Below are 26,764 nucleotides of genomic sequence, written 5' to 3' on the forward strand. Positions count from 1 at the left end.
TAACCCGTGTCCTTTAACCACTACTACCAAAGCGAACTCACCGCACTTCGCCAGTTAGGTCGTCGATTCGCCGAGCGTAGCCCGGCGTTGGCGCCTTTCCTGGGTCAGGCCGGGCGGGATCCGGACGTGGAGCGGTTGCTGGAAGGCTTTGCGTTCCTGACCGGTCGCCTGCGTCAGAAGCTCGATGACGAACTGCCCGAGCTCAGCCACTCGCTGATGCATCTGCTGTGGCCCAACTACATGCGCCCGCTGCCGGCGTTCAGCATTTTGCAGTTCGATCCGTTGAAGCGATCGGGACCTGCGTTGATGGTCGAGCGCGACACGCCGGTTGAGACTGTGCCGATCGATGACGTGCGTTGCCGTTTCCGTACCTGCTATCCGACCGAAGTCTTGCCGCTGGACCTGGCTGCACTGACATATTCGGTGAAAGGCGACGGTTCGCTGTTGAGCCTGCGTCTGGAGATGAGCGCTGACGGTCACCTCGGTGAACTGGAGCTGAGTCGTCTGCGTCTGCACTTCGCCGGTGAGCGCTACATCAGCCAGATGCTGTACCTGAGCCTGTTGCGCAACCTGGAAGGCATCGAGCTGATCCCGCTGGACGGTGCCGGTAAGCCCATCAACGGTGTAAACGGCACGCCAATGGCATTCAAGATGCCCGGCGACCGCGTGCAGCCGGTGGGTTTTGCCGAAGAAGAAGCGTTGATCCCGTATCCGCTGAACACCTTCCGTGGCTACCGCTACTTGCAGGAATATTTCGCCTTCCAGGACAAATTCCTGTTCGTCGACGTCAACGGCCTGGACCTGCTCAAGGCCCTGCCGGAAGACACGCTCAAGCAGGTGCGCGGCCTGGAATTGCGCTTCGATATTCGCAAGAGCGGCATCCAGCGCCTGCGTCCGACGCTGGACAACGTGAAGCTCTACTGCACGCCGATCGTCAACCTGTTCAAGCATGATGCACTGCCGATCCGCCTCGACGGCAAGCAGGACGAATACCTGCTGCTGCCAGCCGAATACGACCTGCAAAACTGCGGCGTGTTTTCGGTGGAAACCGTCACTGGCTGGAAGCCCGGTGGCCTCGGTTATCAGGAGTACGTGCCGTTCGAATCGTTCGAGCACGACCCGAGTTTCGACGTGCCCAACAGCCGTCCGCACTACAGCATCCGCCAGCGTTCGTCCTCGTTGCACGACGGCCTCGACACGTACCTGAGCTTCGGCATTCGCCACACCGAAGCCCACGAAACCCTGTCGATCGAGCTGATGTGCACCAACCAGAACTTGCCGCGCAAGCTCAAGCTCGGCGACATCTGCATGGCCTGCGAAGAGACGCCGGAGTTCCTCAGTTTCCGCAACATCACCCCGGCCACGCCCAGTTATGCGCCGCCGCTGAACCGTGACTTCCTCTGGAAGCTGATCAGCAACATGTCGCTTAACTACCTGTCGCTGGCCGACGTCAATGCGTTGAAGGTGATTCTCGAAACCTACGACCTGCCGCGCTACTACGACCAACACGCTGAAAAAGTCAGCAAGCGTCTGCTGGGCGGGCTCAAGTCGATCAAACACCAACACGTCGACCGCTTGCACCGAGGGTTGCCGGTACGCGGGTTGCGCACCGAGCTGACCATCGACCCGGAAGGGTATATCGGTGAGGGCGACCTGTTCGTTTTCGCTTCGGTTCTTAACGAGTTTTTCGCGCTTTACGCCAGTCTCAATTCGTACCACGAGCTGCGGGTAAAAAGCACACAGGGAGAGGTGTACCAATGGACACCACGTATGGGTCTGCAACCCCTGCTTTAAGCGGGCTGACCCGGGTAATACGCGAGTACTCGCTGTTTCAGGCCGTGCTGCTGGTGGTTGACCGGCTGCGCGAGGCGCACCCGTACCTGAGCGAAGACGATCTGTACGACCAGCTGGAATTCCAGGCCAATCCGAGCCTGGGTTTCCCCGGCAGTGACGTCGATCGCGTGGAGTTTTTCGAAGAGCACGGGCAGATGCGCGCGCGTCTGCGTTTCAACCTGATCGGCCTGGTCGGTTCCGGTTCGCCACTGCCGGCGTTCTACGGCGAACAGGCCCTGGGCGATAGCGAAGACGGCAACCCGACCCGCAACTTTCTCGACCTGTTCCACCATCGCCTGCAACGGCTGATGCTGCCGATCTGGAAAAAATACCGCTACCGCGCAAGCTTCCAGAGCGGTGCCCTCGACCCGTTTTCGTCGCAGCTGTTTGCGTTGATCGGCCTCGGCGGCGAAGAGATCCGCAAGGCCCGGGAACTGAACTGGAAACGCCTGCTGCCGTACCTCGGCTTGCTCAGTTTGCGGGCGCACTCGGCGGCGCTGATCGAAGCGGTGCTGCGTTACTACTTCAAACATGCAGAGCTGACCATCGAGCAGTGCATTGAGCGTCGTGTCGAAATCCTCGAGGAGCAGCGCAATCGCTTGGGCCGCGCCAACAGCCTGCTCGGCGAAGACCTGGTGCTGGGCGAACACGTGCGCGACCGCAGCGGCAAGTTCCGCATCCACATCCGTGAACTCGACTGGCAACGCTTCCACGAATTTCTGCCGATCGGTTTCGGCTATCAGCCGCTCTGTGCGCTGGTGCGGTTCACCCTGCGTGACCCGCTCGATTACGACATTCGCCTGGTGCTGCGCCAGGAAGAAATCCGCGAACTGCGCATCGGTGAGCAGAACGCCTGTCGCCTGGGATGGACCAGTTGGCTCGGCCGCGAAAAAGCGGACGGCGTGGTGACCCTGGGCAGCAAAATTCATTAAGGACAGATGACCAATGATCAACGTAGACCTGCAACAACTTATCCAGGCGCTGGACGCCGAAACCCGTCGTGACCTGGAAAGTTCGGCCGAACGCTGCGTCGCCCGTGGCGGCAGCAAGATCCTCGTCGAAGACTTGCTACTGGGCTTGCTGGAGCGCCCGCAAGGCTTGCTCGCACGCGCGCTGCAAGACGCCGAAGTGGATGCTGGTGAGCTGAGCGCCGCGTTGCAATCGCGGGTCGAGCACAGCGCGTCGCGCAATCCGGTGTTCGCCCCGGAACTGGTGCAGTGGCTGCAAGACGCGTTGCTGGTGGCCAACCTTGAATTGGGCCAAAGCCAGGTCGAGCAAGCCGCGTTGATCCTCGCGCTGTTGCGCAACCCGATGCGCTACGCCGGCAGCCGCTACCAGTCGTTGCTGTCCAAACTGAACATCGAGCGACTGAAAGAATTCGCCCTGTCGCAGAAAGAGCAACCGGCCACCGGTAAACCCGCTGTGCCCGGCGAATCGCTGCTGCAGCGCTTCACCCACAACCTGACCCAACAAGCCCGCGACGGCAAACTCGACCCGGTGTTGTGCCGCGATGGCGCGATCCGTCAGATGGTCGACATCCTCGCCCGTCGCCGCAAAAACAACCCGATTGTGGTCGGTGAAGCCGGCGTCGGTAAAACCGCCATCGTCGAAGGTCTGGCCTCGCGCATCGCGGCGGGTGAAGTGCCGCAAGTCTTGAAAGGCGTCGAGTTGCTGTCGCTGGACATGGGCCTGTTGCAGGCGGGCGCCAGCGTCAAAGGTGAATTCGAACGTCGCCTCAAGGGCGTGATCGACGAAGTCAAAGCCTCGCCGAAACCGATCATCCTGTTCATCGACGAAGCTCACACACTGATCGGCGCGGGCGGCAACGCCGGCGGTTCCGACGCGGCTAACCTGCTCAAGCCAGCCCTGGCCCGTGGCGAGTTGCGCACCATCGCCGCCACCACCTGGGCGGAGTACAAGAAGTACTTCGAAAAAGACCCGGCCCTGGCCCGTCGTTTCCAGCCGGTGCAACTGCACGAACCGACCGTCAGCGAAGCGGTGACCATCCTGCGTGGCCTGGCTCAGGTCTACGAGAAGAGCCACGGCATCTACCTGCGCGACGACGCAGTGGTGGCGGCGGCCGAGTTGTCTGCTCGCTATCTTGCGGGCCGTCAGCTGCCGGACAAAGCCGTCGACGTGCTCGACACCGCGTGCGCTCGCGTGCGCATCAGCCTCGCCGCTGCCCCGGAAAGCCTTGAACGCCTGCGAGGTGAACTGGCTGAAGGTGGCCGTCAGCGCCAGGCCCTGCGCCGTGATGCCGAGGCCGGTTTGTTGATCGATCATGAAGCGCTGGACGTTCTGGAAGATCGCCTGGCTGAAGCTGAAGACGAAAGGGTCGCTCTGGAAACGCTGTGGACCGAGCAGAAAGAACTGGCGGAGCGCCTGCTGGATCTGCGTCAGCAACTGGCCAAGGCCCGCGAAGCTGCCGCCGTCGAGCCCACTGTCACGGTTGAAGAAGATGCCGAAGGCACTGTGATCGAAACGCTCGAAGCCCCTGTGGACGAAGCGCAAAGCGTTGCGTCCCTGGAAGCTGCGCTGAACGAAACCCACAAAGCCCTGACCGAACTTCAGATCAAAGAACGTCTGGTGAGCTTCGAAGTCTGCCCGCGTCTGGTCGCCGAAGTGATCAGCGCCTGGACCGGTGTGCCATTGGCCCAACTGGCCCGTGAGCACAACGCCAAGGTCGCAAGCTTCGCTACCGACTTGCGCACCCGCATCCGTGGTCAGGAACAAGCCGTTCACGCACTGGACCGCTCGATGCGCGCCACCGCTGCCGGCCTGAACAAACCTGATGCGCCGGTCGGCGTGTTCCTGCTGGTCGGCCCGAGCGGCGTCGGCAAGACCGAAACCGCGCTGGCCCTGGCGGATTTGCTGTACGGCGGTGATCGTTTCATCACCACCATCAACATGTCCGAGTTCCAGGAGAAGCACACCGTGTCGCGCCTGATCGGCGCGCCGCCGGGCTACGTCGGTTATGGCGAGGGCGGCATGCTCACCGAAGCCGTGCGCCAGAAACCGTACTCGGTGGTGCTGCTCGATGAAGTCGAGAAAGCCGACCCGGACGTGCTGAACCTGTTCTACCAAATCTTCGACAAAGGCGTGGCCAACGACGGCGAAGGGCGCGAGATCGACTTCCGCAACACGCTGATCCTGATGACCTCGAACCTGGGCAGCGACCGTATCGCCGAGCTCTGTGAAAACGGCGCGCGGCCGTCGGCCGAAGTGCTCGAAGAAACCATCCGCCCGGTGCTGAGCAAACACTTCAAACCGGCGCTGTTGGCCCGCATGCGCGTGGTGCCTTACTACCCGGTGGGCGGCCCGGTGCTGCGCGAGCTGATCGAAATCAAACTCGGCCGTTTGGGTGAGCGCCTGAACCGTCGTCAGCTGGATTTCACTTACTCGCAAGACCTCGTCGATCACCTGGCAGATCGCTGCACCCAGAGCGACAGTGGCGCGCGCCTGATCGACCATTTGCTCGACCTGCACGTGCTGCCACTGGTGGCTGACCGCTTGCTCGATGCGATGGCCACGGGCGAAAGCCTCAAGCGTGTCCACGCGACGCTCGACGGCAACGCCAGCGTGACGTGCGAGTTCGCCTGAGGTGGGTGTGATGTTCACTCAAGTGCCGCAACCGCTGGTCTATGCCGAAGCCTTGCTGGCGCAGTTCGCCAGCTTGTCGCGTGCGGCGGACGGTGCTGCGCTGCTGGGTGACTTCGTGCGCGGGTTGGCCGAGCTCAGCGGTTGCGAGTTGACGCAGCTGTACCTGCTGGACGCGACTCACACGTGCCTGGGGATGAACGCCGAATGCCTCAACGGCATCCTGCAACCCCGGGAAGCAGCGAGCCTGCCGGCGGACTACAACGGTGAACAACTGCTGCAATTCGCCCTGTGCCAGAACCGCGTGGTGAGCCTCAGCGAACTGAGCGGCAGCCTGCACGAAACCAGTTTCCTGCCACCTCAGGCCACGCCTTGGCAGTCGCTGTTATGCGTGCCAATGGTCAATCAGCAGAAAGCTGTCGAGGGCTTGCTGCTGTGCGCCAGTCGCCGGCACATCGACCTGCAAGGCTTTGCCGATTCCCTCGGTCAACTCGGTTCGTTCGTACTTGGCCAACTGCATTTGTTGCAACGTCTGCGTCAGCCAATCGGTGATGCACGACCGGCGAAGATCAGCGTTCCGAGCGCCAGCGGTTACGGCTTGATCGGCAAGAGCAAGGCCATGCGCGAGACCTACTCGCTGATCAGCAAAGTCCTGCACAGCCCGTATACCGTGCTGCTGCGCGGCGAAACCGGCACAGGCAAGGAAGTGGTGGCGCGGGCGATTCACGATTGCGGCCCGCGCCGTTCCCAGGCGTTCATCGTGCAGAACTGCGCGGCGTTCCCCGAGAACCTGCTGGAAAGCGAACTGTTCGGCTACCGCAAAGGCGCGTTCACCGGTGCTGATCGCGACCGTGCCGGGCTGTTCGACGCGGCCAACGGCGGCACCTTGCTGCTCGATGAAATCGGCGACATGCCGTTGTCGCTGCAAGCCAAGCTGTTGCGGGTTCTGCAGGAAGGCGAGATTCGCCCGCTGGGCTCCAACGACACCCACAAAATCGACGTGCGCATCATCGCCGCGACTCACCGTGATCTGTCGGTGCTGGTCAGCGAAGGCAAATTCCGCGAGGACTTGTACTACCGTCTCGCGCAATTCCCGATCGAGTTGCCGGCCCTGCGTCAGCGCGAAGGCGACATCCTCGACCTGGCCCGGCACTTCGCCGACAAGGCCTGCTCGTTCTTGCAGCGCGATGCGGTGTGCTGGTCCGATGCGGCGCTGGATCACCTGTCCGGTTACACCTTCCCCGGCAACGTGCGTGAACTCAAAGGCCTGGTCGAACGCGCGGTGCTGCTGTGCGAGGGCGGTGAGTTACTGGCCGAGCATTTCTCCCTGCGCATGGAAGCCATGCCGGAAGACAGCAGCTTGAACCTGCGCGAACGCCTGGAGCAGGTCGAGCGCAGTCTGCTGCTCGATTGCCTGCGCAAAAACGACGGCAACCAGACCCTCGCCGCCCGCGAGCTCGGACTGCCACGTCGCACCCTGCTGTACCGCCTCGGGCGCCTGAATATCAATTTGGGTGATTTCGATGGGTAATCCAAAACAAATTCCTGAGGTGAGCAAGCTCTCTGTGGCGAGGGGACTTGTCCCCGTTCGGCTGCGCAGCAGTCGCAATTCAGCCAACGCGGTCTGCCTGAATAAACGGGGTAGCCGGTTTTGGGGCCGCTTCGCGACCCAACGGGGACAAGTCCCCTCGCCACAGGGGGCCAGCATTTCCCTTGTGATTGGCGATAGGCCTTGGAATAGAGCCTCCCAATCCACCTCATCCGCTTCTAACAGCGCCGCCCAAACGGGTCGGCGCTTTGTACTTTGTCTACCCCTGGAGACCCTCTGATGTCTGTTCGTCACTGGCAAGCCGTCCTGCTGACCCTCGTCGTTCTATGCGGCCTCGGCGGCTGTAGCGGCAATTACAAATACAACGACAACACCTATCGCCCATTGGGTGATCCGCAGGCGGTCAATCGCGGCAAGTGACCGCAAGGAGTATCACCATGGAACTGGTTTTCGAAATGCTCAACACCAAGCAGTTCGTGCCCACGGATTTGTGCCAGAAGACCTTCAAACAGGCCGGTGGCGTGATCGGTCGGGGCGAGGATTGCGACTGGATCATTCCGGACCGCAAGCGTCACCTGTCCAACCACCACGCGTTGATCAGCTACCGCGAAGGCACGTTTTTCCTGACCGATACCAGCAGCAACGGTATCCAGGACAGCGAAAGCGGCGCGCGCCTGCGCAAGGGCGAAGCGATGCGCATCGAGCACGGCAGTGTCTACGTGCTGGGTGACTTCGAGATCCGTGCGCGACTGGTGCGCGACCCGGCGACCTTCGACGTTGAAGTCGGCCGTCCGCAAGCAGCGGGCAGCATCATTCCGGACGATGCGTTTCTCGATCTCGATCCGCTGAACGCACTCGATCAGCAAGAGCGCGTGTATTCGGAAATCGACGAACTGATCTCCCCGAGCACCACCCTCTCAGACACCCGTCAGCGCGCCGACTATGCGCGCATCGACATGGAAAGCCTGATGGTGCCGGAGCTGATCAACGCCCCGGCAGAACCTGCGCCAGCTCCGCCGCCGAAAGCGGTCGAGCGTCAGAGTGAAGGTTTCTGGGAGCACTTCGGTGCCGCGTTGGGCGTGGACCTCAAAGGCCTAGACCACGACGCCCGCGAAGCCCTGGCGCTGAACGCTGCACGCCTGCTCAAGCAAAGCGTCGGTGGCTTGCAGCAGAGCCTGCGCACCCGCAGCGAACTGAAAAACGAACTGCGTCTGGCCCAGACCACCGTGCAAGGCACCCAAAAGAACCCGCTGAAATTTGCCGTCGATGCCGGCGAAGCGTTGGGCATTTTGTTGCAGCCAAACAAGCCGGGCCAATTGCCGGCCGAGCAGGCGATCTCCCGTGCGTTCCGCGATTTGCAGGCGCATCAGGTGGCCTTGCTGACCGCCAGCCGCGCTGCCGTTCGCGGCACGCTGGAGCACTTCTCGCCACAGCAATTGACCCTGCGTTTCGAGCGCGACAACAAGCCGTTGCTCGCCACGTCCGGCAGTCGCTGGAGAGCTTACGGTCGTTATCACCAGGCCCTGCGTCAGGACGATGACTGGAGCGAGCGCCTGCTGGCCCGCGACTTCGCTCAGGCCTACGAAGAACAGATCCGCCTGATTTCCACCCTTCACACCGACCACCAAGGATGATGCGCATGTCTCGCTGCTCGACCGCTTTTTTCAAGACGCTGACAGCGTTCGCGGCCCTGGTGCTGCTGGCCGGCTGCTCGTCGCTGTCGCCGTATTCCCACGTCACCAAGCTCAACCTGAAGCTGACCGCCAGCGATCAGCTGAACCCGGACCTCAACGGGCGTCCATCGCCGATTGTTGTGCGTCTGTTCGAGCTCAAGCATCCGGTGACGTTCGAGAATGCTGACTTCTTCAGCCTGTACGAGCGAGCCAAGGAATCCCTGGCCCCGGACTTGGTGGCCAGCGAAGAAATTGAGCTGCGTCCAGGTGAAACCGTGGAGATGAAACTCAGCGTGGAGGAGGGCAGTCGCTACGTCGGCATCCTCGCCGCCTACCGCGATCTGCCGGAAACCAAATGGCGCTACACGGTGCAAGTCACCCCGGTGGAAGTCACCGACGCTGATCTGACCCTCGACCAGGCCGGTATTCGCAACAGCAACGAAACGCTCGCCAAGGCGGATGACTGATCATGAATTCCCATAAAGTGATTTGGCAGGAAGGCATGCTGCTGCGTCCGCAGCACTTCCAGCACAACGATCGCTACTACGACCACCAGATGAAGACCCGCACGCAGTTGCTGGGCAGCTACACCTGGGGCTTCCTGAACCTGGACATCGACTTGCAGTTCCTCAACATGGGCAAACTGGTGATCAGCCAGGCCTCGGGGATTCTGCCGGACGGCAGCCTGTTCGAACTCGGCGGCAACACCGAACCGTTGGCCCTCGACGTGCCACCGAACACCGGCAACACGCCGATCTACCTGGCGCTGCCGCTGGTCACTGGCAACCACATCGAGTCGCGTCGTCCGGAGCAATCCGACGTACTGGCGCGCTATACCGCGTACGAAGCGGAAGTCGCCGACTCCAACGCCGGCGACGATTCCGCCAGCCAGGTCAGCTGCGGTCGCCCGGACTTCAAACTGTTGCTCGGCGAGCAGCAGAGCGACCAGGCCTACGTGAAACTGAAGATCTGTGAAGTGCTCGACACCACGCCCGACGGCGTGATCAGCCTCGACCCGGACTTTGTGCCGACCTACATTCAGGCGCATTCGTCCAGCTACCTGCTGTCGTGCCTGAAAGAAGTGATCAGCATGCTCGGTCACCGTGGCGACACCATCGCCGAGCGGATCCGTTCCAACGGCAAAGTCGGTGGCGCAGAAGTCGGCGACTTCATGATGCTGCAACTGATCAACCGCACCGAAATGCTGCTGCGCCACTACCTCGGCCTGGAACAGGTTCACCCGGAAGAGTTGTACCGCACGCTGCTGACCATGCTCGGCGATCTGGCGACGTTTTCCAGTGACAGCAAACGCCCGCGCCTGGACAGCCGTTACCAGCACAGCGACCAGGGTGCGAGCTTCCGCAAACTGATGGAAGCGATTCGTCAGGTGCTGTCGATGGTGCTCGAACAGCACGCCATCGAACTGGTCCTGCAAGCGCGCCAGTACGGGATCATCGTCTCGCCGTTGCACGACCACAAACTGCTGGGCTCGGCCTCGTTCGTGCTCGCCGCCAGTGCCAACTGCGACTCCGAAGAACTGCGCCATCGCTTGCCGGCGCACCTCAAGGTCGGCCCGGTGGAGCGCATCCGCCAACTGGTCAACCTGCATCTGCCGGGCATCAAGGTCAAACCGTTGCCGGTGGCCCCGCGGCAGATCGCGTTCCACTCCAACAAAACCTATTTCATTCTCGAACTCAGTTCCGAAGACCTGGCACAACTCGAGCGCTCCGGCGGTTTCGCGTTCCACGTGTCCGGCGAATTTGCCGAGCTTGAACTGAAATTCTGGGCCATCAGGAACTGACCGACATGATCAAGGACATGGAACATACCCAGGACGATAAAACCGTCCTGCTCGACCGCCAGGGCCACGGCCCGGCACAGAGTCCGCTGACAGATTTCGCCGCACCGCCGCGTTTTGAACAGCTCGAAGAACGGATGATTTATGCCGCGCGCCTGCGCCCGGCCGAAGCCTTCAACATCAGCCTCAATTCGCTGGTCGCTGCCGCCTCCGACTTGTTGTCGGAAGTGGTGCGACTCAAGCACAGCGACACCCGCGAAGACATGTACGCGCTCAACGAGCGACTGACCGCCGGGCTGAAACTGTTTGAAGTGCGGGCGCTGCACAACGGCGCCGAAAGCAGCCAGGTGATGGCCGCGCGTTACGTGCTGTGCACCGTGGTCGACGAAGCTGTCGTGACCACGCCGTGGGGCAACGAAAGCGAGTGGTCGCAGATGAGCCTGCTCAGCAGCTTCCACAACGAAACCTTCGGCGGCGAGAAGTTTTTCCAGCTGCTGGATCGCCTGTCGAAAAACCCGGTCAAGCACCTGCCGATGCTGGAGCTGATGTACCTGTGCCTGTCGCTGGGCTTCGAAGGCAAGTACCGGGTGCAAGCCCGCGGCATGCTCGAGCTCGAAGGCATCCGCGACGCCTTGTATCGTCAGATTCGTCAGTTGCGCGGCGACGTGCCTCGCGAACTGTCGCCCCATTGGGAAGGCTTGAACGATCAGCGCCGCAGCCTGGTGCGCATCGTGCCGGCGTGGATGGTGGTGCTGTTCACCGTGGTTTGCCTGGTGGTGATGTATTCGGGCTTCGCCTGGGTATTGGGCGAGCAACGCGAAACCGTTCTGCAACCTTATCAGCAGCTAGATCCGGCCGCGGTCCAGCCGCAGTCGCAGCCGTAAACAGGGACGTGTGATGAAAAAGTTTTTCAAGAAAGTCGGCGCATTCTTGCGCAAGACCTGGGTCTGGACCTTGCTGGTGGTGCTGTTCGTCGCGCTGCTGGTGTGGTTCGCTGGACCGCTGCTGGCGGTCAATGACTACAAGTTCTGGGAAGGTTCGACCTCCCGCCTGCTGACCATCAGTGTGCTGTTCCTGATCTGGGGCCTGACCATGGTCTTCGTCAGCTGGCGCGCTGGCGTACGCAAGAAAGCCATCGAAGACACCGAAGACGGCCAGGATCGTATCCGCCGTGAAGAGCTGATCGACGAAGAGCAGAAAGAGCTTCGCGTACGCTTCAAGGATGCGTTGAAAACCCTGAAGACCTCGAGCCTCTATCGCGGTCGCAGCGAACGCTGGCGCAGCGATTTGCCTTGGTACTTGCTGATCGGCCCGCAGGGCAGTGGCAAGACCAGCCTGTTGGACTTCTCGGGCCTTGAGTTTCCGATCAACAAGATCGACCGCAAGCTGACCCGCGACACCCTCGGCACCCGTCATTGCGACTGGTACTTCGCCGACCACGGTGTGCTGATCGACACCGCCGGGCGTTACCTGACCCAGCCGGATGCCGAAGTCGATGGCAGCGCCTGGAGCACCTTGCTCGACCTGCTGCGCAAGCGTCGCCGCAACCGTCCGTTGAACGGTGTGCTGGTGACCATTCCGGTGGAAATGCTGCTGGGCAACACCGAGCAAGACCTCGACACCCTGGCTCGCCAGGTGCGTGCGCGTCTGCAAGACGTGCATCAGAAACTGCACGTCGATGTGCCGGTTTATCTGGTGCTGAGCAAGGCTGACAAGCTGCTCGGTTTCGACGAGTTCTTCGATCAACTGACCCGCGAAGAAAGCGATCAGGTACTCGGCACCAGCTTCCGCAAAGAGCAGAGCGGCACCGACGTCGCCGTCCTGCGCGCCGAGTTCGAAGAGCTGCTGCGTCGCCTGAACAGCCAAGTGATCATGCGCATGCACCAGGAGCGCGACACCCAGCGTCGTGGTCGCATCCTCGACTTCCCGCATCAACTGGGGCAGATCGGCGAGCGTCTGTGCCTGTTCGTCGACATGGCGTTCACCGGCAACCGTTACCAGCGTGTCAGCCAGTTGCGCGGTTTCTACCTGACCAGCGCACCGCACCTGACTCAAGAAATGGACCAGACCACCGCCGGCATCGGCGCCAATCTGGGGATGAACGCTGGCGTGCTGCCGACCTTGCGCAGCGGCCGTTCGCGCTTCATTCACCACTTGCTCAGCCGGGTGATTTTCCCCGAGGCCGACCTGGCCGGTCTGGACAAACGCGAACGCAGTCGCATCCATTGGGGCCAGCGTGTCCTGTACGTGGGCGCATTGGCGGCACTGGCGCTGTTCGGCATGCTGTGGGCGGGCGGATTCTCGGCCAACTACGAGCGCCTGGAAAACCTGCGCAACCTGGCGACCAACTGGACGCAACAGCGCTCGGCATTGACCGCGCGTGATGATTCCATGGCGGTACTCAAGCCTCTCGACACCAGCTACGCGGCGACTCAGGTCTTCCCGAAAAAAGGCGACGTGAGTTACCACGAACGTGGTGGCCTGTACCAAGGCGAAGAGGTCAATCCGGTGGTCAAGGAGGCCTACGAGCGTGAGCTTGAAGCGCAATTGCTGCCGAAGGTTGCGACCCTGCTGGAAGGGCAGATCCGCGCCAACATGAAGGACCGCGAACGCCTGCTCAACAGCCTGCGTGCGTACCTGATGCTGAACATGAAAGACCGTCGCGACGGCCCGTGGCTCAAGGATTGGGTGGCCACCGAATGGTCCCAGCGTTACGCCGGCAACACCGCCGTGCAGAACGGTTTGAACACCCACTTCGAGCGTTTGCTCAAGCAGCCGTTTATCTACCCGCTGAACGATCAACTGGTGGCCCAGGCGCGTCAGGTACTGCGCAGCGAATCGCTGGCTAACGTGGTTTACCGGATGCTGCGCGAGCAGGCCCGCAACCTGCCGGAATATCGCCTCAGTCAACACTTGGGCCCACAAGGTGCGCTGTTTGTCGGCACCGAATACGTGATCCCGGGTTTCTACACTCAACAGGGTTATCAGCAGTACTTTTCGGTCCAGGGCAGTGCGCTGGTCACCGATATCCTGCGTGACAACTGGGTGCTGGGCGAAGGCTCGGGCATCAGCGGCATGGACTTGCGTCGCCTGATGGTCGAACTGGAGCAACTGTACTTCCGCGACTACGCCAACTTCTGGAGCGAAGCGGTTGGCCAGGTTGCACTGCCTCCAATCAGCGACTTCAGTGAGGGCGCCGAGCAACTGGCGGGCCTGACGTCCGCCAACTCCCCGGTGCTGCAACTGCTGGTGGAAGTGCGCGAGAACACCCGTTTCCAGGTGATCGCCGACAGTGCTGATGAAGCTGCCGGGGCGGCTGAGAAACTGGGCGAGAAGGGCGGTAAGCTCGGCAAACTCGCGGCGGCCGCGGCTGACAAAGCCGCAGACATGACCAAGAACCTGCCGGACACCGCGAAGAAATCCCTGCAACGTCGCTTCGAACCGCTGCACCGTTTGCTGGACGACAACAACGGCCCGGCCGCTGATTTGACCCCGGCCCTGACGGCGCTCAACGACCTGCAACTGCAACTGGCGAGCCTCGCTCGTGCCAGTGCGCCGGAACAGGCCGCCTTCGAAATGGCCAAGACCCGCATGAGCGGCCAGCGTGATGCGCTGAGCAACTTGCGCAATGCTTCCAACCGTCTGCCGCGTCCGGTCAGCGTGTGGTTCAACGTACTGGCTGAAGACACTTGGCGTCTGGTGCTGAACGATTCCTACCAGTACCTGAACCAGCGTTATCAGAGCGAGCTGTACAGCTTCTATGGCAAGGCGATCAACAAGCGTTACCCGTTCAGCGCCCACAGCACCAGCGACGTTGCAATCAGCGACTTCCGCGAGTTCTTCAAGGCGCAGGGCATCAACGATCGCTTCTTTGATACCTACATGCGTCCGTTCGTGAGTGGCGATCCAGGCAACTACCGCCTGCGCAGCATCGACGGTCACAGCATGCCGATCTCCAAGGTCTACCTCGACCAGATGGCCGCGGCACAAGTGATTCGCCAAAGCTTCTTCTCGATCAACCCGGCCGAGCCGCAAGTGCAATTCAAACTGGAGCCGTACACCCTCGACCCGGCCGTCAGCCGTTCCGAATTCAAGTTCGGCGACAAGACCATCGAATACCGCCACGGCCCGATCGTGCCGGTGTCGTTCAAATGGCCGACCGACGCTGAAGACGGTCGTACCAGCCTGGTCCTCGACAAAATGGCTGGCCGCCCGATCGGTATCGAAAAGAACACCGGCCCATGGTCGCTGTTCCGTCTGTTCGACCTGATGCAGACCGAGTACCTGAGCGGTCGCGATGTTCTGGTACTCAAAGCTGACGTAGGCGGCCTGCGCGCCAACTACTTGCTGTCGAGCCAGCGCACACCGAACCCGTTCGACATGGGCGTGCTGCGTACCTTCCGTATGCCGGTGCAGCTCTGATGCTGGTTGCCAGTCCCTGGCGCAGCGCTGCGCGTACCGATCCGGGCAAGGTTCGGGCGCGCAACGAAGATGCTTTCCTCGACTGCCCACAGCAGGGGCTGTGGGTGGTCGCGGATGGCATGGGCGGTCATCAGGGTGGCGACATCGCCAGCCAGTTGATCGTCGCCAGCCTGGCGGAATTGCCGGTGCAGGACGACTTCGACGAACGACTCAAAGGCATTCGCCAGTGCCTGCACTGGCTCAACCGTCGCTTGGGTCAGGAGTTGACCGTCACGGCCGGGCGCCACGACAGCATCATGGGCAGCACCGTGGTGGCGCTGCTCGTAGAAGGTAATCGCGCGGCCTGCATCTGGGCCGGTGACAGCCGTTGCTATATGTGGCGCGGCCAGCGTTTGTATCAGCTGTCCAAGGACCATTCGCTGCAACAGCAACTCATCGACGAGCAAAACATGAGCGTCGAAGACGCCCGTGCCCATCCTTCTGCTCATGCCTTGACCCGTGCGGTCGGGGCTGCCGAGCAGCTGACGCTGGATGTGCTCGAACTCGAGGTGTACCCCGGCGATGCGTTTCTGTTGTGCAGCGATGGCTTGTACCAAGGGCTGAGCACCGATGCGTTGGGCAACGCCCTGAGCCTGACCGCGCCGCACGTTGCGCTGGAGCGTCTGTTCGACGGCGCTCTGCGTGGCTCGGCCCGGGACAATCTGACTGCTGTGGTGATCCGAAAATGACTCAACTCATGCCGCCGCTCGACGACTTGCTGGTGACCGACGAGGAAGCCAATAACCTGACTTACTTTGCGTTTGCCAAATCACATAAGGCTGAGCCCGCGCTGGCGCCAACCAAGGCCAGCGTCGGCGAAATGCCCGATGTGCTCGCAGGCCGTTACCGCATCGAGCGCCTGCTCGGTGCCGGCGGCATGGGCGCGGTTTACCGCGCACGGGACTTGCTGAGCGAACAGTTCGGCGATCCCGACCCTTACATCGCGCTGAAAATCCTCAGCGAAGAATTTGCCGAATCGCCGGACGCCAGTGCCTTGCTCTACAGCGAGTTCGCCCTGACCCGACGCCTGCGCCACGACAACGTGCTGCGTTTGCACAGCTTTGAAGTGGACACCGATTGCCAGCGCGCCTTCATCACCATGGAACTCATGCGTGGGCTGACCCTGGACAAATTACTCTGCGAGCGGCCGCTGGGCCTGCCGTGGAAAGAACTGCGCGACATCGCGCTGCCGCTGCTCGACGCGCTGGCCTTCGCCCACGCTCGCGGCGTGCTGCACGGTGACATGAAGCCGAGCAACGTCATGCTCAGCGAAGAGGGCGTGCGCCTGTTCGACTTCGGTCTGGGCCAGGCCGAGGAGGGCATCTTGCCCGGCCTGCCACACCTGAGCCGTAACCGCTTTAACGCCTGGACCCCCGGCTACGCCGCCCCCGAACTGCTCGAAGGCCAGCCGCTGTCGGCCAGTGCGGACGTGTACGGCGTGGCCTGCGTGTTGTACGAATTGGCGAGCGGCAAACACCCGTTCCGCCGCTTGCCCTCGACAGAGGCCCGCGACGGCCACCTCGAACGCGAGCTGCACGCCCCCAGGAATCTTCCGAAACACTGCTGGCCAGCCCTGCGAACGGCGCTGGCATTCAATGCGGCAGATCGAACGATCACTGCCGCCCAACTGCGTGACGCTATGGGCGCCACTTCGTCTTTGCTGCAACGTCTGAGACTTCGGGCGTAACGGATGACTACCGAACAGGGAGCAAGCAATGTTCAACCCAGCTAATGAAACCCACTTCAGCCTGACCGTTGAAGACTACGTCGGCGACCTGCAAGTGCTGTCGTTCACCGGCACCGAAGGCATCAGCCAGCCGTATCGCTTCGACCTGGAACTGGTCAGCGAAAACCCCGATCTGGACCTGGAAAAGCTCCTGCACAAACAGGCATTTCTGGCGCTCGATCCACAAGGTTCCGGCATCCACGGCCAGATCTACCGCGTCGCCCAAGGCGATGCCGGCAAACGCCTGACCCGCTACAAAATCTCCCTGGTGCCGCACCTGCAATACCTGCATCACCGCACCAACCAGCGCATCTACCAGCAGATGTCCGCGCCGAAAATCATCGCGCTGATCCTCGACGAGCATGGCATCAAAGGTAACGCCTACAGCTTCCAGCTCAGCCAGCCCTGCCCGGACCGCGACTACTGCGTGCAGTACGACGAAACCGACCTGCACTTCATCCAGCGCCTGTGCGAAGAAGAAGGCATTCACTACCACTTCCAGCACAGCTCCAAAGGTCATCTGTTGGTATTCGGCGACGACCAGACCGTGTTCCCGAAACTCGGGCAGCCCACGGCGTATGTGCAAGGCAGCGGCATGGTCGCCGACGAACCGGTGATCAAAGGCTTCAAACTGCGCCTGGAAACCCGCACCGGCCGCGTCACCCGCCGCGACTACGACTTCGAAAAACCACGCCTGCAACTCGAAGCCGCCTACAAACCCGAGGCGCAAAGCGACGCGCCGGACCTCGAAGACTACGACTACCCCGGCCGCTTCATCGACCGCGCGCGCGGCAAATTCCTCAGCCAACGCGCCCTCGAACGCCACCGCGCCGACTACCGCCAGGCCGAAGGCAAAGGCGATCAGACCACCCTGGTCAGCGGCCACTTCCTGGAAATGTCCGACCACCCGCGCACCGAGTGGAACGACCTCTGGCTGCTCACCGAAATCTTCCACGAAGGCAAACAACCGCAAGTCCTCGAAGAGTCGGTGACCAGCGACACCACCGACAAAAAGGACGACTTCCACCAGGGCTACCGCAACCGCTTCCTCGCCACCCCGTGGGACGTGTTCTACCGCCCGGCGCTGGAGCATCCGAAGCCACGCGTCCTCGGCAGCCAGACCGCCATGGTCACCGGCCCCAAAGGCGAAGAAATCCACTGCGACCAGTACGGCCGCATCAAAGTGCAATTCCACTGGGACCGCGAAGGTTTGGCGGATGACAAAACCAGCTGCTGGATGCGCGTCTCCTCCAGCTGGGCCGGCGACCGCTACGGCGCCATCGCCATCCCGCGCATTGGCATGGAAGTGCTGGTGACCTTCCTCGAAGGCGATCCCGATCAGCCGCTGGTGACCGGTTGCCTGTACCACAAGGAAAACCAGGTTCCCTACGACCTGCCGGCGAACAAAACCCGCACCGTGTTCAAAACCCTTAGCTCACCGGGGGGCGGCGGGTTCAATGAACTGCGGATTGAAGACAAGAAAGGTGCCGAGCAGATCTTTATTCATGCCCAGCGGGATTGGGATGAAAACGTTGAGCATGATCAGAAGATTCGGGTTGGGAATGAACGGCATGACACGGTGGAGAAGAACACCTACACCGAGCTTAAGGCGGAAGAACATCGGACCACGATTGCTGATCGCAAGATTGAAGCGCGGATGGATGATCATCTGACGATTGGGCAGAACCAGCATGTGAAGTTGGGGACTGCGCAGCTGACAAGCGTTGGGAAAGAGATTCATCTTAAGGCTGGGGACAAGATTGTTATCGAAGCCGGGATGGAGCTGACAGTAAAAGCAGGTGGCAGCTTCATCAAGCTCGATGCCGGCGGCATCACGGTTGTTGGGCCGGTGGTGAAAATTAATGCCGGTGGTTCGGCGGGCTCGGGGACCGGGATTGGCATCAAGCCACCGCGTCTGCCGGGCGCTGCGGATTCAGACATCGCTGGCGCGGTGCCGCCACAGGCGCTCGGCAATGTGCCGATGCCGATGCCGCCACCGCCAGTCTGCAAGGAATGTCTGGCTCGGGCCAAACGTAACGCCCAAGCTCTGGCCGCGAGATAAAGGACGACTTTATGTACACAAGCAACGTGCACTGGCTCGACGAGTTATGGGTCAACGCCCAGCAACTGCAACACCAGCACCTCGACCTGCTGATCGACGCCACCAGCCTCGACTACCCGCTGCTGCAAGAATTGGCGGAGCAACCCGACGCGGCCAAACTGGCCAAGCTGTTCGAAAACACCCCGGAAGTCGCCATCGCCGATTTCGGTCCGCTGCTGCTGCGCATAGACAACGCCCGACGGCCCTGGCTGAAAACCTTCATCAGCGCCGTCGACTGCAACAAACACGTCGTAGCACTGTTCAGCCCTTGGGCATTCGAAGTGCTGGCCGATCATCTGCGAGGCTTCCTCCAGGCACAATGGAACCAAGGCCGCTCCGAAGGCGTATTGCGTTATTACGACCCGCGTATGCTGCTGCCGGTCACCGAAACCCTGACCCCTGTGCAAAGCAACGCCTTCCACGCGCCTGTCATTTCCTGGCACTGGCTCGACCGCGACCAACACCCACAAAGCCTGCCCGGCAACTACGTGCGCCACGCACCGACACCGGCCAGCGGCCCCGTCATGTTCGACCACCCGCAAGTGGCCAACCTGCTTGCCTGGACAGAGGCTGATGCTTACCGGATTGATCGCTGCGCCGTGCCGCAGAACTACGGCTTGAGCCGCAATGAAAGCCTCATTCGTCATTTGTATCGCAGCCAATTGGCGGCGAATCAGAAGGGGTTGAAAGAGCCGGAGGAGCGAGAGCCGTTTATTGAACAGTGGTTGGTGGAGAACTCGCCGTTTGTGATTGATGAGCCGGTGAGGGCGTTGATTTGATGAACGGGGTTGCTTGTGGGCCAGCTGAGGTTACGGGGGAGGCGATGTCTTCTTGGCGGGTCCGTGGGTGGTTTGTGATGGTGTTGGTGGGGTTGAGTGGGTGCCGTGGTGGACCTGAGATGGTCGGTGCGCCTGTTACTGGTTATAACCATACATCTGCAGAAATTATACGGTTCAGTATTAATGGTGCTGGCGGTCCCGGGATCCTTCCCCTCCGGGGTGGAGGTGAAGTTTGCTGTGGAGTACTTCCTGTTCAGTGGAATCCTAGAGTTAGAGCGATAATCGAGTGGGACAAAGATCCAAATCCATACGAAAAACTCGAGCGTGATCAACACGGCCAAATTGTAGAAGAGGCTGCTGTTCGTCACGCTGCTGGTTATTCTCATCATACAGCGACGGTTGAAATCCCTGCGTATGCTAAGGGGTTGTGTGCTTTGCAAGTTCACTTTTTACCGTGCGACCAAGTAAGGGTTTCCACTACTTGCTTTACTCCAAGTCATCCAAACTACCCAGATAAAGCGTATTTTCAGGTTAAGGAGCCGACTTCATGTCCGGTTCTTTGATTCTGCACAAGCATCAATCCCGGTTTTCCGGGTGTTTAATTAACTGCCCAATGATTATGGAGGGGCCGAATATATGTCTAGGCATATGAATAAGGAGAACCGTTTGCGATTTTTCACGGTGTTGATGCTGAGTTTTTTTTCTCGAGCTAATAGCTTGATCTCTCGGTATTTGCCGAACATTAGGTTTTCTAACAACCGCCGATTGGCTCATGTCTTTTTGTTGTTTTTTGGTGTGTTTAACTTAGGTGCATGTCAAGCACAGTCTGAGATGCTAGGCACCCCGGTCTCGGGCTATAACCATACATCGAGCAACATCAACCGATTTACCGTGAATGGCGCTGGAGGACCCAATATAGGCCCGTATCAAGGAGGGTTGAGTTCACAAACCTGTTGTACCACGCTACCTCGAAGCTGGAATCCAGGATTAAAAGCCATTGTTGAGTGGGAAAGTGACCCGGCCCCGCGTGCTGCTATAAAACGTGATAAATACGGTCAAATCGAGTCTGGTGATTACAGTCGTCATGCCGCTAACTACACTCATCACAAAGCAATCGTAGAAATTCCTAAATATGACAATAAATTTTGTGCTTTGCAGGTTCATTTCCTGCCTTGCGACAAAGTTCGCGTTTCTACTACGTGCTATACACCGGAACATCCAGATTATCCAGATAGAGCTTATTTCAATTCTAAGGAGTCCTCCGTATGTCCGAGTTTTTGAGTTCAGGAGGCGCTCCTAAACCTGCTAGCGCATTCGCTGCGCCAAACTTCCCATTGGCTCGACGGTTACCAAGAGAACCGGGCCAGTTAACAAAAAATATTAAATTGCAAAAACGTGATGAAGCCACGTTTGGAAATCAGCAGCGAAAGTTGTTACAGTCTAAAGGCAATATTCAAAGCGGTCCGCCTTGCAGCAAGTCCCTGCATATCACCATTGCATTCGATGGTACCAACAACAACGACCAGGCAGATGGCTCATCGACACCGTCCTCGCGTAGCAATATTGCTCGAATGTTTCATGCCAGTATTGGCGGAATCAGTTCTGCTCAGGAGCAAGGATATTTCCGTTACTACAGCCCCGGAGTAGGCACAGTTTTCCCTGACATACTCGAGTACACGCCTAGCGATGGCGGGCTTATGTTTGCTAGTGGGGGTGAGAACCGAATCAACTGGGGACTCACTCGATTGCTCGATGCGTTGAAGCAGACGCTGGAATCGACTGGTCTCGACGTACCTGAAATGCGCGGACTGATAGATGCCATGTCTACCGGACTAGTGACTGCGCTCACCGGTGGTCTCTTGGCCAATGGAGAAAAAAAACGCGAAGCAGCAATGCGACCTGAGATTCAGAAGCTGGAAGACGCGCTGAAAAAACGAGTCGATGCCGAAGTCAAACCTCATATTCTCGCTATGCGATTGTATGTGTATGGATTTTCGCGTGGTGCCGCGCAAGCCCGGACATTCGCAAATTGGCTGCAAACATTAACGCGCTGCACTGGTAGCGATGGCCAAACTGAATACCGCTTTGCCGGACTGCCTATTTCTATAGAGTTTCTGGGTATCTGCGACACTGTTGCGGCAGTGGGTATGGCGGATAGCATGCCCTTTGCCGCAGGCCACATGGGTTGGGCTGATGACACAATGCGCCTACCTGATGAAGCTATAGAAAAGTGCATGAGCACGGCTTTGCCAGATGACTGTCACTTTTTAAAACGTTGCGTTCATTTGGTATCGGCACATGAGCAGCGTGCCAGCTTTCCCTTGGACTCTATTCGGCGTAGGCCCAAAAACTCAGCGGGCCAACGGGATGACACTCAAGCATCCAGTTATCGAAGTGGAACCGAAGAATTTTTGTACCCCGGTGTGCACTCCGATGTAGGTGGCGGTTACTCACCTGGTAATCAGGGGAAGGCACTACCGGGTACAGATTATTTGGTATCGCAGATTCCGCTTCATCATCTTTACGCGGAAGCTTTTAAGGCAGGCGCACCTTTGCAAGTACCCGAATCGGCACGTCAACCCGACGTTCATGAAATCTGGCGAGTAATGGCCCCTGATACGGAGATCGAATTTAACGTTTCAGACGAGCTGATCAAGCGCTTCAACGCATGGCAGTCTCAAGTCAAAGTCGGCACCCTCGAAGAAATGATCAAACGAGAGCAGGCACTACTTACAGGCTGGCGCATCGACCGTTATGCCGGCGGTCTGGCGCAGCGTGGTTTCTTTGCGAACGTCGACAAAGACATGCCCGTGGCTCAACAGGATGCATGGAAGGCGATCTATGCACGTCGCTCCGCCGAGTCCGCTGCTGCAGCCCAAGGGCAACCATTGCCGACTTATACCGAGGCGCAGGAAAAAGAATATCAATTGAATGTTCAGATTGTCGGAGGCCAGGACAAGGTCGACAACATTCGTCTGGAAAAAGCCTTTGATCCACCCCTAGACCAAGTACAGCTATTGGGGGCCGCTGCCGAATTCCGCCATGACTACCTCAAGGAGTGGGGTATTTTGGATGACTGGAAAATTGGCAGCACCGTTATCGATATGCTTGTTGGCGGGACGGTTTATGCCGTCAACGAAGAAGACGAAGCCGAGGAGTACAACTACCTGTACGACAATGGCACGGCGCGTTACAAGGAGATGTTCAGCGCACCAAACAAAGTACGGCAGGGCCAGGAAGATCTGGTTGCACTGTTCGATGATCAGGTTCATGACTCTCGTGCATGGTTTATGAACACGTCCGGCATTGGTCCTCGCGAACCCTTCACGGATTACTTCCGCATACGTCTGGTGCATTTCGATAACGAGTCCAACAAGCAACTGTCTTTGGTTGCCACAGCAGGTCGCGTCATCGGCATAGGTATTGCGGTGGCCAGTATTGGATTGAGCATTAAAAAGCGCGATCCGCGAATGCTGCTGGCACTTCCTCTGATGAACGTGGCGCGCCCTATTCTTACCGGGAAAGTTGGTTTGCCTGAGATCAGCGCGTTCGATCCGCTTACCGGTATTGCAATTCCTATGCTCGATAATCTGGATTCTCTGCGGACCTTCACCAAGGCGCCGGGTGACTTGGTGGCCAAAGCCGCAGCCTTGCCACCGCTGAAACCGTTGACTGCAGCCACCGCTAACACCCCGGCTCTGCAGAAAATCCTGGTAGCCCATCAGGCGCTTGAAGCAGTGGAAGCGGCTCGCAAGAAGGACGCTGGTGCTTTGGCCAGTATGGTGGCGAAAGCGGCTAACGATGAAGACAAGCCCGGTGGCTGGCTCGACTTGGTGGCCGATCAGGCCAGCAACTTGAAGTCGTCTGAAAAGAACGTGTAATTGCAAAACGATAAAAAGGGCGACTCTGAAATGAGCCGCCCTTTTCGCGATTCGCCTACACCTTAGCGAAATGGGGCTAGTAAAACTGGTGCGAAATGGGAGCGGATTTATTTTTTGGGTTTATTTTTTTGCTGTAGCTGTTCGAAAACTGGTGATCCGTCCGTGGATCGAGGGTCAACGGTGATAACGAAGCTTAAGAGGATCGCCGTAGCAGTGGCGAGTGTCGCTTTAGCGGCGTCGATGGTTTCGGCTCATGCACAGGAAACCTGCAACCCCGACAGCTTTACCAATCCCGATTTGATCATCTGCGGTCAGCAAAGCTTCGAAAAAGTCGACGCAGTGTTGAATGAGCAATACAAGAAAACCCAGACCAGCTTGTCTCCCACAGACAAGAAGCAACTGACCGATGTGCAAAGAAAGTGGGTGCGCTTCAAAGAAGCGTATTGCGAGGATCTGTATCAGGCCGTTTTGCCGGGAGCGGAGGCGCCCATCGAGAAACTTGCGTGTTTGGCTCAGACAACCAATGCCCGGTTGGGCGAGCTCATTTATCTACAGACAGGGCTGCCAAATGATGGCTTTTACAAAGCTGCATCGTTGATGGCAGGGCAGGATCGCGAAAGCGGCTTGAAAGCCTCGATCAATCTGCTGGGAGGGAGTGAATTCGACGACCCGATTTGGAAGCAATATGCGGACGGGCAGTGCGACATGAGTTTCCGTCTGTTACGTGAAAACCTCGCCTATTGCGCTGTACGAATGCGCTTTCAGTTACCCATGAACCGCTAAAGGAATGGAATCTATGAGTTGGTGTCCCAGGGCGCTCAGATGGTCTCCGACTCTTCTTTGGAATCCGGATGTAAGTGGAGTAGGGCGAGCACATGCGATTCAAGTATCTAGCCATATCATTGCTCGGTCTGCTGTGGACGGCACCGGTACTTGCCGAGGTAACCACTTTCAGCCCAACCAAAAAAGTCGAAGCGACGCTCGTGCTGGAAGGTTCTATGTTAACGGTCGTAGTTAAAAGCGATGCCCATAGCGAATCTCGGACAATCGCTTTTCAAGCTGAAAACGAACTGCATGTGCAAATAGACGATTTCAATTTCGACGGTGCAAAGGATTTTGCGGTCTGGCAGATCGATGACGGAATGGGCACTTACACCATTCACAGGATTTTTGTTTACCAGCCCGAAGCAGCTTTTTTCAAGGAGCTGAATCCAGATTGTGGCGACGATTTCGTCAATTTGCGCGTAGAGCGTGAGAAGAGAGCTCTGCTCAGCACCTACTGGGAAATGAATGAGCCAAAGCTCTGTAGTACCAATTTTTCTCCAGATTAGGTTGCTTGGATTTCATTTGAATAGATCAAGGATAGAAGACAGTGAAACGCTTTTTTTTAGGCGCTCTTTGTGCACTGACATGCCAAGCCGTTCTACCGGTTTCAATCGCGCTTGCTCAGGACGAGTGCACCGGGATCACCACAAGCCAACAAGTTGATAAGTGCTCTGACGTGTCGAAAGTCGCTGCCGATTCACAGTTGAATACGAGTTATCACCAACTGATGGCACGATTGGAAACTCAATATCGGACCGAGCCCGACATAGGTGCGGCTTATACGGCGAAGGTCAAAGAAGCGCAGCGCGCGTGGATAAAGCTGCGTGACGCGAATTGTCCGCTCGAAGCGTTTGAGATTAAACCAGGTACTTCTGCCTACACGACGACCGTGAACAATTGCATCGCAAGAATGAGCCGCGAGCGTTCAGTCTTTCTGGACAATGTTGCACCCGATATCGTGAGTGGCTCAGCTGTAGGGCAGGGGACAGATGTCTCCTGTCCATCTCAGAACTTTGCTCAGTTTCTGTCGACGTTTTCCGCTAATGCTGAGTCCCAGAGGCGTCTCACAGCGCTGGCGGTGAAGATGCTGGTGTTGAAGCGGACAGAAGACCCGGGCCGATTTGAACCTTCCATTACTGCGGAAACGGGCTCCGGTTTGATGTTTCCGTTGATGGCTGCGGTGGGGAAAGGCAAGACTGAAGGGGTTGCGATCGAAACGGTCGACGACACTCACATGAACGTTGTGGATAAACGGGCCGGTAACAGCAATATCAAGATTTTTAACTTTTCTAAAACGTCATGCTGGGCGCTGGTGGGGATTGAGGATTGGTCGCTCAGTGAGACGGAGCTTGTCGCACCCGCTAGACCCGGAATGAGCCGCGCCGAGAACCTTTGTTATCAACGTGCTGAAGGTTTGGGCGGGCTAGGATTTCTTGAGCGATACCGTCTGACTGCGGAGTTGATTGAAGCGTCGCTGGAAAACTATGTTTGTGCTGCGGAGTCGGGTGATCCGGAGGCGAGTCTGTCGGCGGCAAGTTTGAGTCTTTCGCAGATGGCGCCTCAATTAGAAACCAGCAAGCTTGAGGCTTTGTTCAAAGCGGCATCGACGACAGCGAGCGGCGCGCTGGGTTATGCCACGTACTTTTGTAACGGTAATTCCACCGACTATAACGGCCCATGCCTGCACCCCGAGGAGGCAGAAAGGGAAGTTATTCGCGCGGTTTCCATGGGCTCCACAGATGCGATGAATTATCTGGGTTCTTCTTTTGAAAGTGGGCAGTTGGGAACGAAGGATCTGTCCCGGGCGTTGGCCTGTTATCAGTTGTCCGCTGATAAAGGCCGCCCGCAGGGTAGCGACGGCGTGAAGCGCTTGGTTTCGCAAGACTCAGACATAAAGGCCAGTCACTGCCTGTGAATTTCGCTGTGCGGATATAAACGTTGAAGAAGGGGACGTTAATCTGGTCGATCGTATTGAGGCTCGGTGCGATTTTGGTTCAGCAAGAAGGGGGACCCGAAGCCCCCCGTTCTCTATTCGTGAAGTTGCTACACCTTCGCCCGATGCTCCGCCGGATCCGGCGAATCAATATGGTCCAGCGCTCGCTCCACTAACAGATGCACACCGACCGCCATTCTGCTGAGTGCCAGTGCGACGGAGCGGCGTGAGCCTTCTACGCTGTCGGCCAGGTCGGCGGCGATGGCGCTGATGGACAGCAGGTCTTCCGAGGCGTTGGCCAGGAGGGTTTCGGTGTGGAGGTCGGGAGCGACGATGAAGAGGTCGCCATTGCGACGTTTAGGTTTTTTATCCGCAGGTGTGCCGAGGTGAAGATCTAGGGCGCGCTCGGCGGCTTCGTGGAGTTTTTTCGAATCGAAGGATTCGTAGGGGGATGTGTCTTCGTGTTCTGGAGGATTGGGTGTTGGCTTGATCATTGGTATGTCCCGATATGTGTTTTGGATGTGGCTGTGTCCTCTTCGCTTGCATTCGAATGAGGGTGGCAGCCGTGCGCAGGTGTGCAAGACCGGGCATATCGGACCCCGGCAGAC

General features: G+C 58.9%; 21 protein-coding genes. 20 read left to right on the plus strand and 1 reads right to left on the minus strand.

Annotated elements, in window-relative coordinates:
- Nucleotides 1-6 precede the first annotated feature (6 nt).
- From tssF to PMI27_RS13250, 20 genes are all read left to right on the plus strand, one after another.
- Nucleotides 7-1,794 carry a type VI secretion system baseplate subunit TssF gene (gene tssF, locus PMI27_RS13330; RefSeq protein WP_008150083.1) on the plus strand — a complete coding sequence of 596 codons (1,788 nt, stop codon included), beginning with the start codon at nucleotides 7-9 and terminating at the stop codon, nucleotides 1,792-1,794.
- The gene (tssG, locus tag PMI27_RS13325) at nucleotides 1,758-2,765 is read left to right on the plus strand and encodes a type VI secretion system baseplate subunit TssG (protein WP_008150084.1); all 1,008 of its coding nucleotides are present in this window, start codon (nucleotides 1,758-1,760) and stop codon (nucleotides 2,763-2,765) included. The genes tssF and tssG overlap by 37 nt, the downstream gene beginning before the upstream one ends.
- Nucleotides 2,766-2,778: 13 nt before the next feature.
- Nucleotides 2,779-5,433, plus strand: a complete 2,655-nt coding sequence (tssH, locus tag PMI27_RS13320; RefSeq protein ID WP_008150085.1) for a type VI secretion system ATPase TssH — start codon at nucleotides 2,779-2,781, stop codon at nucleotides 5,431-5,433.
- A gap of 10 nt (nucleotides 5,434-5,443) precedes the next feature.
- The gene (locus PMI27_RS13315) at nucleotides 5,444-6,961 is read left to right on the plus strand and encodes a sigma-54 interaction domain-containing protein (RefSeq protein WP_008150086.1); all 1,518 of its coding nucleotides are present in this window, start codon (nucleotides 5,444-5,446) and stop codon (nucleotides 6,959-6,961) included.
- Nucleotides 6,962-7,258: 297 nt separating this feature from the next.
- On the plus strand, nucleotides 7,259-7,399 hold the full coding sequence (locus PMI27_RS13310; protein WP_008150087.1) for a hypothetical protein: 141 nt from the start codon (nucleotides 7,259-7,261) through the stop codon (nucleotides 7,397-7,399).
- Between the two features lie 17 nt (nucleotides 7,400-7,416).
- Nucleotides 7,417-8,613 carry a type VI secretion system-associated FHA domain protein TagH gene (gene tagH / locus PMI27_RS13305; protein WP_008150088.1) on the plus strand — a complete coding sequence of 399 codons (1,197 nt, stop codon included), beginning with the start codon at nucleotides 7,417-7,419 and terminating at the stop codon, nucleotides 8,611-8,613.
- Between the two features lie 5 nt (nucleotides 8,614-8,618).
- A complete protein-coding gene (gene tssJ / locus PMI27_RS13300; RefSeq protein WP_008150089.1) occupies nucleotides 8,619-9,119 on the plus strand; it encodes a type VI secretion system lipoprotein TssJ in 501 nt (166 codons plus the stop codon).
- A 2-nt stretch (nucleotides 9,120-9,121) separates the two neighbouring features.
- On the plus strand, nucleotides 9,122-10,453 hold the full coding sequence (tssK, locus tag PMI27_RS13295) for a type VI secretion system baseplate subunit TssK (protein WP_008150090.1): 1,332 nt from the start codon (nucleotides 9,122-9,124) through the stop codon (nucleotides 10,451-10,453).
- Nucleotides 10,454-10,458: 5 nt separating this feature from the next.
- On the plus strand, nucleotides 10,459-11,334 hold the full coding sequence (gene icmH, locus PMI27_RS13290) for a type IVB secretion system protein IcmH/DotU (protein WP_008150091.1): 876 nt from the start codon (nucleotides 10,459-10,461) through the stop codon (nucleotides 11,332-11,334).
- 13 nt (nucleotides 11,335-11,347) lie between these two features.
- Nucleotides 11,348-14,872 (plus strand): type VI secretion system membrane subunit TssM, encoded by a 3,525-nt coding sequence (gene tssM / locus PMI27_RS13285; RefSeq protein WP_008150093.1) that lies wholly within the window; start codon nucleotides 11,348-11,350, stop codon nucleotides 14,870-14,872.
- The gene (locus PMI27_RS13280) at nucleotides 14,872-15,600 is read left to right on the plus strand and encodes a PP2C family protein-serine/threonine phosphatase (RefSeq protein ID WP_008150095.1); all 729 of its coding nucleotides are present in this window, start codon (nucleotides 14,872-14,874) and stop codon (nucleotides 15,598-15,600) included. The genes tssM and PMI27_RS13280 overlap by 1 nt, the downstream gene beginning before the upstream one ends.
- On the plus strand, nucleotides 15,597-16,598 hold the full coding sequence (locus tag PMI27_RS13275) for a serine/threonine-protein kinase (RefSeq protein WP_008150096.1): 1,002 nt from the start codon (nucleotides 15,597-15,599) through the stop codon (nucleotides 16,596-16,598). The genes PMI27_RS13280 and PMI27_RS13275 overlap by 4 nt, the downstream gene beginning before the upstream one ends.
- A 28-nt stretch (nucleotides 16,599-16,626) precedes the next feature.
- A complete protein-coding gene (gene tssI, locus PMI27_RS13270; RefSeq protein ID WP_008150099.1) occupies nucleotides 16,627-18,699 on the plus strand; it encodes a type VI secretion system Vgr family protein in 2,073 nt (690 codons plus the stop codon).
- 11 nt (nucleotides 18,700-18,710) lie between these two features.
- Nucleotides 18,711-19,517: a DUF4123 domain-containing protein gene (locus PMI27_RS13265; protein WP_008150101.1), complete on the plus strand. Its 807-nt coding sequence runs from the start codon at nucleotides 18,711-18,713 to the stop codon at nucleotides 19,515-19,517.
- Between the two features lie 119 nt (nucleotides 19,518-19,636).
- Nucleotides 19,637-20,080 (plus strand): DUF3304 domain-containing protein, encoded by a 444-nt coding sequence (locus PMI27_RS30520; protein WP_238545906.1) that lies wholly within the window; start codon nucleotides 19,637-19,639, stop codon nucleotides 20,078-20,080.
- A 73-nt stretch (nucleotides 20,081-20,153) separates the two neighbouring features.
- Nucleotides 20,154-20,798: a DUF3304 domain-containing protein gene (locus PMI27_RS30525; RefSeq protein WP_008150105.1), complete on the plus strand. Its 645-nt coding sequence runs from the start codon at nucleotides 20,154-20,156 to the stop codon at nucleotides 20,796-20,798.
- The gene (locus PMI27_RS30045; RefSeq protein ID WP_008150107.1) at nucleotides 20,783-23,398 is read left to right on the plus strand and encodes a T6SS phospholipase effector Tle1-like catalytic domain-containing protein; all 2,616 of its coding nucleotides are present in this window, start codon (nucleotides 20,783-20,785) and stop codon (nucleotides 23,396-23,398) included. Before PMI27_RS30525 ends, PMI27_RS30045 begins: the two co-directional genes overlap by 16 nt.
- A 240-nt stretch (nucleotides 23,399-23,638) precedes the next feature.
- Complete coding sequence (locus PMI27_RS13260; protein ID WP_050595039.1) at nucleotides 23,639-24,181, plus strand: lysozyme inhibitor LprI family protein; 543 nt, start codon at nucleotides 23,639-23,641, stop codon at nucleotides 24,179-24,181.
- A 92-nt stretch (nucleotides 24,182-24,273) separates the two neighbouring features.
- Nucleotides 24,274-24,729, plus strand: a complete 456-nt coding sequence (locus PMI27_RS13255; RefSeq protein ID WP_008150111.1) for an XAC2610-related protein — start codon at nucleotides 24,274-24,276, stop codon at nucleotides 24,727-24,729.
- 41 nt (nucleotides 24,730-24,770) lie between these two features.
- Nucleotides 24,771-26,138, plus strand: coding sequence for a lysozyme inhibitor LprI family protein (locus tag PMI27_RS13250; RefSeq protein WP_008150113.1), 1,368 nt, complete (start codon nucleotides 24,771-24,773; stop codon nucleotides 26,136-26,138).
- A gap of 128 nt (nucleotides 26,139-26,266) precedes the next feature.
- Here the strand turns inward: PMI27_RS13250 and PMI27_RS13245 are convergent, their stop codons facing one another.
- Nucleotides 26,267-26,650: a DUF6124 family protein gene (locus PMI27_RS13245; protein WP_008150115.1), complete on the minus strand. Its 384-nt coding sequence runs from the start codon at nucleotides 26,648-26,650 to the stop codon at nucleotides 26,267-26,269.
- Nucleotides 26,651-26,764 lie beyond the last annotated feature (114 nt).

Origin of the sequence: Pseudomonas sp. GM41(2012) (assembly GCF_000282315.2) — a bacterium.
Classification (GTDB): Bacteria; Pseudomonadota; Gammaproteobacteria; order Pseudomonadales; family Pseudomonadaceae; genus Aquipseudomonas.

Bases quoted from the DNA above. Each gene is read 5' to 3' on its own strand.
- tagH (WP_008150088.1), top strand. From the start codon at position 7,417: ATGGAACTGGTTTTCGAAATGCTCAACACCAAGCAGTTCGTGCCCACG.
- PMI27_RS13265 (WP_008150101.1), top strand. From the start codon at position 18,711: ATGTACACAAGCAACGTGCACTGGCTCGACGAGTTATGGGTCAACGCC.
- tssH (WP_008150085.1), top strand. From the start codon at position 2,779: ATGATCAACGTAGACCTGCAACAACTTATCCAGGCGCTGGACGCCGAA.
- tssI (WP_008150099.1), top strand. From the start codon at position 16,627: ATGTTCAACCCAGCTAATGAAACCCACTTCAGCCTGACCGTTGAAGAC.
- PMI27_RS13245 (WP_008150115.1), bottom strand. From the start codon at position 26,650: ATGATCAAGCCAACACCCAATCCTCCAGAACACGAAGACACATCCCCC.
- PMI27_RS13275 (WP_008150096.1), top strand. From the start codon at position 15,597: ATGACTCAACTCATGCCGCCGCTCGACGACTTGCTGGTGACCGACGAG.
- PMI27_RS13260 (WP_050595039.1), top strand. From the start codon at position 23,639: ATGGTTTCGGCTCATGCACAGGAAACCTGCAACCCCGACAGCTTTACC.
- PMI27_RS13310 (WP_008150087.1), top strand. From the start codon at position 7,259: ATGTCTGTTCGTCACTGGCAAGCCGTCCTGCTGACCCTCGTCGTTCTA.
- PMI27_RS30045 (WP_008150107.1), top strand. From the start codon at position 20,783: ATGTCCGAGTTTTTGAGTTCAGGAGGCGCTCCTAAACCTGCTAGCGCA.
- PMI27_RS30525 (WP_008150105.1), top strand. From the start codon at position 20,154: ATGTCTAGGCATATGAATAAGGAGAACCGTTTGCGATTTTTCACGGTG.
- icmH (WP_008150091.1), top strand. From the start codon at position 10,459: ATGATCAAGGACATGGAACATACCCAGGACGATAAAACCGTCCTGCTC.
- tssM (WP_008150093.1), top strand. From the start codon at position 11,348: ATGAAAAAGTTTTTCAAGAAAGTCGGCGCATTCTTGCGCAAGACCTGG.
- tssJ (WP_008150089.1), top strand. From the start codon at position 8,619: ATGTCTCGCTGCTCGACCGCTTTTTTCAAGACGCTGACAGCGTTCGCG.
- PMI27_RS30520 (WP_238545906.1), top strand. From the start codon at position 19,637: ATGGTCGGTGCGCCTGTTACTGGTTATAACCATACATCTGCAGAAATT.
- PMI27_RS13280 (WP_008150095.1), top strand. From the start codon at position 14,872: ATGCTGGTTGCCAGTCCCTGGCGCAGCGCTGCGCGTACCGATCCGGGC.
- tssG (WP_008150084.1), top strand. From the start codon at position 1,758: ATGGACACCACGTATGGGTCTGCAACCCCTGCTTTAAGCGGGCTGACC.
- PMI27_RS13255 (WP_008150111.1), top strand. From the start codon at position 24,274: ATGCGATTCAAGTATCTAGCCATATCATTGCTCGGTCTGCTGTGGACG.
- PMI27_RS13315 (WP_008150086.1), top strand. From the start codon at position 5,444: ATGTTCACTCAAGTGCCGCAACCGCTGGTCTATGCCGAAGCCTTGCTG.
- tssK (WP_008150090.1), top strand. From the start codon at position 9,122: ATGAATTCCCATAAAGTGATTTGGCAGGAAGGCATGCTGCTGCGTCCG.